Here is a 5,039-nt window from a genome sequence, read left to right as displayed (position 1 = left end):
GGCCAAGGAGGCGCGCCCGACGCCGCCGCGCCCGGCCTCGAAGCCGGACGACGCCGCCCGCGAGGAGCGCGTGCGGATGACGAAGCTCCGCCAGACCATCGCCCGCCGTCTCAAGGACGCGCAGGACACCGCCGCGATGCTGACCACGTTCAACGACGTGGACATGTCGGCCGTGATGGCGATGCGGAGCCAGTACAAGGACATCTTCGAGAAGAAGCACGGCACGAAGCTCGGCTTCATGGGCTTCTTCACCAAGGCGGTGATCGGCGCGCTCAAGGACGTGCCGGCGGTCAACGCGGAGATCGACGGGCAGGACCTCGTCTACAAGAACTACTACCACATCGGCATCGCCGTCGGGACCGACAAGGGCCTCGTGGTGCCGGTGGTGCGCAACGCCGACGACCTGTCGATCGCCGGCATCGAGAAGACGATCTCGGGCTTCGGCAAGAAGGCCCGCGACGGCAAGCTCTCCATCGACGAGATGCAGGGCGGCACCTTCACCATCACCAACGGCGGCATCTACGGCTCGCTGATGTCGACCCCGATCCTCAACGCGCCGCAATCGGGCATCCTCGGGATGCACCGCATCGAGGAGCGCCCGGTGGTCCGCAACGGCAAGATCGAGGCGCGGCCGATGATGTACCTCGCCCTCTCCTACGACCACCGCATCGTCGACGGGAAGGAGGCGGTGACCTTCCTGGTGCGGGTGAAGGAGGCGCTGGAGGATCCGGCGCGGCTCGTCTTGGACCTGTGAACGGAGGCGTAGGCTTCTGGACGCGGCCGGATGCAAACTTGGATCCTCGTTTCGGAGATCGTCCGGAACGCCGGCCTTGCGCTTGCGGCCTTCGGCGGCGTGATCCTCGCGTGGTGGACGCTGACACCGGAACTGGCCCGACGCGCTCACGTGACTGAGCTGTTCAACCGAGCCGCCGGAGAGCTCGGCGACGAGCGCCTTGAGGTGCGCCTCGCCGCGATCTACGTCTTACGTGAGATGGGAAGAGACTTTTCCGACCTAGCCAATCCAGTGTTCGAACTGCTGCAAGCGATTTTGCGGGAACGGCAGGCGGATTATCGGGACTTGGATCCACCGGTCGACGTTCAAGCCATCATGGCGAACCTGCGCATGAGGATTGCGGACGATGACAAGCCTGTCGCCTAGAGATCGTCCCATACGCAATCTGCGCGGTGCTTTCATCCGGCGGACCGATCTCAGCAATGCCGACCTTCGCGATGCTGAGCTTTCCGGCGCGGATGCCAGCAACGCGCGTTTTACCCGATCGAATTTTGAAGGTGCCCGCTTGGTCGGGACGATCCTACGCGGTGCGGACCTCACCGGTGCGAAGAACCTCACGGTCGAGCAACTGGCCAGTGCCGTGATCGATGCACGCATGGTGCTGCCGGACTACATCGACCGCAGTCGGCTACGCGATGCGGTCGAGTCCCCCGCAGATATCGCCTCGTGACGGATCTCGCGAAAAAGGTCGTGGTCGTCACCGGCGGCGGTCGCGGCATCGGCCGTGCTGTGTCGCTGCTCGCGGCGAAGCGCGGCTACCGCGTCTGCCTGAGCTACGTCTCCGACGCGGAGGCCGCCGCGACGGCGGTCGCGGCGATCGAAGCCGAGGGCGGGCAGGCCGTCGCGGTGCGCTGCGACGTGGCGGAGGAGGCCGAAATCGTCGCCCTGTTCGAGGCCGCCGACCGTCTCGGGACCGTTACGGCGCTGGTCAACAACGCGGGCGTGGTCGATCTGCCCGCACCCGTGTCCGAGATGAGTGCAGCCCGCCTCCATCGCATGATGGCGACCAACGTCGTCGGCTCGTTCCTCTGCGCCCGCGAGGCGGTGCGGCGGATGTCGACGAAGGCCGGAGGACGCGGCGGTGCCATCGTCAACGTCTCGTCGATCGCGGCGCGGCTGGGCGGAGCCGGACAGTTCGTGGACTACGCCGCCTCGAAGGGGGCGATCGACAGCTTCACGATCGGGCTGGCCCGCGAGGTGGCGGATGCGGGCATCCGGGTGAACGCGGTGGCACCCGGCATCATCGACACCGAGATCCATGCCAGCGGCGGCACGCCCGACAAGGCCGCCGCGATGGGGCCGGGCGTGCCGATGAAGCGCGCCGGCACCGCCGACGAAGTCGCCGCCCCGGTGCTCTGGCTGCTCTCCGACGAGGCGGCCTACACCACCGGCGCCATCCTCGACGTCTCGGGCGGCCGGTGACGCCGACGAACGAATGAATCCGGCAGCGACCCGCCCCGGCGGTCGCCGCACGCGAATGCAGGAACGAACAGACCCATGAGCACCTACGATCTCGTCGTCATCGGCACCGGCCCCGGCGGCTATGTCTGCGCCATCCGCGCCGCGCAGCTCGGCCTGCGCACCGCCGTCGTCGAGAAGCGCGCGACCCATGGCGGTACCTGCCTCAACGTCGGCTGCATCCCGTCGAAGGCTCTGCTGCACGCCTCCGAGGCCTTCGAGGAGGCGACGAAGCATTTCCCCGACCTCGGCATCGACGTCGGCACGGTCAAGCTCGACCTGGCCAAGATGCAGGGCTTCAAGGCCGAGGGCGTCGCCGGCAACACCAAGGGCGTCGAGTTCCTCCTGAAGAAGAACAAGGTCGAGACCTTCCACGGCACCGCCAAGATCGCCGGCGCAGGCCGCGTCGAGGTCACGTCCGAGGACGGCGGCAACCAGATGCTGGAGACCAAGAACATCGTCATCGCCACCGGCTCGGACGTGACGCGCCTGCCCGGCGTCGAGATCGACGAGACGATCGTGGTCTCCTCCACCGGCGCGCTCGAACTCGCGGCCGTGCCGAAGCGGCTCCTGGTGATCGGCGCCGGCGTGATCGGGCTCGAGCTCGGCTCGGTCTGGCGTCGGCTCGGCGCCGAGGTCACCGTGGTCGAGTACCTCGACCGCGTGCTGCCGGGGATGGACGGCGAGGTCGGCAAGCAGTTCCAGCGGATCATGGCCAAGCAGGGCATCGCCTTCAAGCTCTCGACCAAGGTCACCGGCGTCGCGGTGGCTGACGGCGCCGCCACGGTCACCGTCGAGCCGGCGGCGGGCGGAGCGGCCGAGACGATCCAGGCCGACGTGGTGCTCGTGGCCATCGGCCGCGTGCCCTACACCGAGGGGCTCGGCCTCGACGGGGTCGGCGTCCGCCTCGACAACAAGGGCCGGATCGAGACCGACAGCCACTACGCCACCAACGTCACCGGCATCTACGCCATAGGCGACGTGATCGCCGGGCCGATGCTCGCCCACAAGGCCGAGGACGAGGGCGTCGCGGTGGCCGAGATCCTGGCGGGCCAGTCGGGCCACGTGAACTACGCGGTGATCCCGAACGTGGTCTACACCTACCCGGAGGTCGCCTCGGTGGGGAAGACCGAGGAGGAGCTGAAGAAGGACGGGATCGCCTACAACAGCGGCAAGTTCCCGTTCACGGCCAACGGCCGGGCCAAGGCCAACGGCACCACCGAGGGCTTCGTGAAGGTGCTGGCGGATGCCGCGACCGACCGGGTGCTCGGCGTCCACATCGTCGGCGCCGACGCCGGCAACCTCATCGCCGAGGTGGCGGTGGCGATGGAGTTCGGGGCCTCGGCCGAGGACATCGCCCGCACCTGCCACGCCCACCCGACCCTGACGGAAGCGGTGAAGGAAGCCGCGCTCGCGGTCGGCAAGCGCGCGATCCACGTCTGAGGATCGCGCAGCCGCGCCTCCTGTTTGTCCCTGCCCTCCGCTCAAGCCGAGCGGCGGTGCGGGGCGAGGGCGGCGATGCGCAACAGGGCGGTCGGGGCCGGCGGAGCGGTGATCGCGTTCAGCAGGTACGGCCGCCGCAGGCCGAATGCGTGATGGAGCGCGAGGTCGATGTCGCGGGCGTGGAACGGCATCCGCAGCACGAAGGCGGCGCCGAAGTAGCGCGCCGCCTGGGCGATCGGCTCGGGATCGCCGGTGGTGAGCACGGTGAGATGGGTCGAAAGGCCCAGCGGCTGCACTTGGCAAGCGAGCTCGAGGCCGTCGATGCCGCCGAGCTTCACGTCGACGAAGGCGAGGGGGTAGGCGTCGCTCTTGAGGAGCTTGAACGCGTGGCGGCCGCAATCCGTCTCGTCGATCTCCAGGGCGAAGCCGCTGCGCCCGAGCACCCGTCCGATCGCCGCACGCGCCGCATCCGACGAGGAGGCGAGAAGGATGCGCGTCGACTGCCGGCGCCGGGCGTCGGCGTGCAGCAGGCTCTCGATGTGGTCGGTGTCGAGGGGCACCTTCAGCACCTCGTAGGCGCCGAGCGACACCGCGAGTTCCTGCCACTGTGCGAAGACGCGGGCGGCGATCAGCACGAGGCAGGGTAGGGCCGCGCCGCGCTTGCGCGCCACCGCCACCGCCTCCGGGCCGCTCAAGCCTTCGAGCTGAAGGCCGACGAAGGCCAGGGCCGGCTTGTGAGTGAGGGCGAGCTCGATCAGCGTTTCGCCCGAGTCCGTCTCGACGACCGTGGCTCCGGGATTGAAGCGCGCCACCACAGCCGCGAGTTCGGCCCGGCGACGGGCGTCGCGGTCGGCGATGAGCACGGCGCTGGCCTGCGGCGCCCGCGTCGCCTCCCCTGTTCCGGCGTGTCCGTCCGCCATGGTTCTCGCCTGTCCCGTCACGATCGCACAAGCGTAGAGTGTAATCCTCTCGGCAAGCTTAATTGTCCGAGGAATAGGCAGCTGGTCTTTCGACCGCACTAAAAGGCGTTTGTAACTTAAATCAAGTCTTGCGCGGTTCTCCGTGGCGGGTGTCGGCCTGCGCGCGGGTGGGTCGCGTCGAAGGCGCTCATCAGCCTGGCCGCGTCGACCTTGGTGTAGAGCTGCGTCGTCGAGAGCGAGGCATGGCCGAGCAACTCTTGGATCGCCCGAAGCTCGCCCTGGCGCGCCAGGAGATGGGTCGCGAAGGAATGTCGCAGGGCGTGCGGCGTCGCGCTGTCGGGGAGCCCGAGGCCGCCGCGGGCCCGGGCGACGACGTACTGGATGATCCGCGGCGAGAGCGGACCGCCGCGGACGCCGACGAAGAG

At 68.7% G+C, this 5,039-nt stretch carries 7 protein-coding genes; 5 read left to right on the top strand and 2 right to left on the bottom strand.

Annotated features, from left to right (window positions below):
* The 5 genes from odhB to lpdA all read left to right on the top strand — a co-directional run.
* A partial coding sequence (odhB, locus tag FV222_RS16975) for a 2-oxoglutarate dehydrogenase complex dihydrolipoyllysine-residue succinyltransferase (protein ID WP_147815212.1) occupies nucleotides 1-754 on the top strand: 754 nt, incomplete at its 5' end.
* A 30-nt stretch (nucleotides 755-784) separates the two neighbouring features.
* Nucleotides 785-1,159 carry a hypothetical protein gene (locus tag FV222_RS16970; protein ID WP_246685509.1) on the top strand — a complete coding sequence of 125 codons (375 nt, stop codon included), beginning with the start codon at nucleotides 785-787 and terminating at the stop codon, nucleotides 1,157-1,159.
* On the top strand, nucleotides 1,140-1,463 hold the full coding sequence (locus FV222_RS16965; protein ID WP_147763812.1) for a pentapeptide repeat-containing protein: 324 nt from the start codon (nucleotides 1,140-1,142) through the stop codon (nucleotides 1,461-1,463). The genes FV222_RS16970 and FV222_RS16965 overlap by 20 nt, the downstream gene beginning before the upstream one ends.
* Nucleotides 1,460-2,215 carry an SDR family oxidoreductase gene (locus FV222_RS16960; RefSeq protein ID WP_147763811.1) on the top strand — a complete coding sequence of 252 codons (756 nt, stop codon included), beginning with the start codon at nucleotides 1,460-1,462 and terminating at the stop codon, nucleotides 2,213-2,215. The genes FV222_RS16965 and FV222_RS16960 overlap by 4 nt, the downstream gene beginning before the upstream one ends.
* 75 nt (nucleotides 2,216-2,290) lie before the next feature.
* Nucleotides 2,291-3,694, top strand: a complete 1,404-nt coding sequence (gene lpdA / locus FV222_RS16955) for a dihydrolipoyl dehydrogenase (RefSeq protein ID WP_147763810.1) — start codon at nucleotides 2,291-2,293, stop codon at nucleotides 3,692-3,694.
* Between the two features lie 41 nt (nucleotides 3,695-3,735).
* On the opposite strand, the gene FV222_RS16950 is transcribed toward lpdA, so the two are convergent.
* Nucleotides 3,736-4,614: a response regulator gene (locus FV222_RS16950; RefSeq protein WP_147763809.1), complete on the bottom strand. Its 879-nt coding sequence runs from the start codon at nucleotides 4,612-4,614 to the stop codon at nucleotides 3,736-3,738.
* 116 nt (nucleotides 4,615-4,730) lie between these two features.
* The coding region (locus FV222_RS16945) for a tyrosine-type recombinase/integrase (protein WP_147815210.1) at nucleotides 4,731-5,039 on the bottom strand (309 nt) is incomplete at its 5' end.

It is taken from the genome of Methylobacterium sp. WL103 (genome assembly GCF_008039885.1).
Lineage (GTDB): Bacteria > Pseudomonadota > Alphaproteobacteria > Rhizobiales > Beijerinckiaceae > Methylobacterium > Methylobacterium cerastii.
Note: the sequence above shows the minus strand (reverse complement) of the source record. Positions and strands in the feature narration are given on the sequence as shown.

Excerpts from the sequence above, each read along its gene's own strand:
- FV222_RS16970 (WP_246685509.1), top strand. The coding sequence starts at position 785 with ATGCAAACTTGGATCCTCGTTTCGGAGATCGTCCGGAACGCCGGCCTT.
- FV222_RS16950 (WP_147763809.1), bottom strand. The coding sequence starts at position 4,614 with ATGGCGGACGGACACGCCGGAACAGGGGAGGCGACGCGGGCGCCGCAG.
- lpdA (WP_147763810.1), top strand. The coding sequence starts at position 2,291 with ATGAGCACCTACGATCTCGTCGTCATCGGCACCGGCCCCGGCGGCTAT.
- FV222_RS16965 (WP_147763812.1), top strand. The coding sequence starts at position 1,140 with ATGACAAGCCTGTCGCCTAGAGATCGTCCCATACGCAATCTGCGCGGT.